Here is a 986-nt window from a genome sequence, read left to right on the forward strand (position 1 = left end):
CTCGACGACGCCGGCCGCAATCGGCGGCAGGTCGAGCAGTCTTGCCAGCACGAACTCGGCCGCCGGCATCACCACAAGCTTCAGCGCGCACATCACCAGAATGCTCAGCTCCTCGCCCTTCACCGCGAAGCGGGGCAGGTTGATGCCAAGCGATCAGTGCGGCTCGAAGCGGGGCCTATCCGCAACTTTGCTCAAAGCCAACTTTGTCCGCCGCCACCGTAGCTCCTCCGTCCACAATGCGCTATCGGTAGCGAGCCAAAGACATTCATCGACAAGCAGCCTAGGCGAAAAACATCGTGAGTTTCTTCGAGCGTCTCAAGACCGCAGCATCCGGTGAGTGGCGGGCTTACACCGAGCATCCCTTCACGAACGGATTGGCGGACGGCTCGCTCCCTGAAGCTGCGTTTCGTCACTACCTCGTTCAGGACTATTTGTTCCTCATCGAGTTTGCGCGCGCCTACGCGCTCGCGGTCTACAAGTCGCCGAGGCTTGCCGACATGCGCGAGGCCGCGGCCGGCCTTTCGGCCATCCTTGATGTCGAGATGAACCTGCATGTGAAGCTCTGTGCCGAATGGGGCCTGTCCCCGAGCGACCTTGAACAAGCCCCTCCGGCGGCCGAGATGCTGGCCTATACGCGCTACGTGCTGGATGCGGGAATGCGCGGCGATCTGCTGGCGCTCAAGGTGGCGCTTGCCCCCTGCGTGATCGGGTACGCGGAGATTGCAACGCGACTCGCCTCGCGCCCCGCTGCTGACGCCGCGACGAACGCCTATTGCGTCTGGATCGCCGAATACGCGGGCGTGCCGTACCAGGAGGTCGCTGCCAAGGCGCGGGCGCATATGGACCATCTCGCCGATCTCTACGCCACGCCGGCCCGCGAGGCCGAGCTGATTGCGATCTTCAAGGAAGCCACCCGTCTCGAGGCAGACTTCTGGGAGATGGCCTGGCGCGCGGGCCAGGCCATCTCCCAGAAGTCTGCCTCGAGA

General features: G+C 63.8%; 1 protein-coding gene. It reads left to right on the forward strand.

From position 1 onward, the window contains the following. Positions 1-296 precede the first annotated feature (296 nt). Positions 297-986: thiaminase II (gene tenA, locus AX729_RS06565; RefSeq protein ID WP_063817222.1), on the forward strand; the 690-nt coding region annotated here is incomplete at its 3' end.

The sequence above is a fragment of the Bradyrhizobium sp. CCH5-F6 genome, assembly GCF_001556045.1.
Lineage (GTDB): Bacteria > Pseudomonadota > Alphaproteobacteria > Rhizobiales > Xanthobacteraceae > Bradyrhizobium.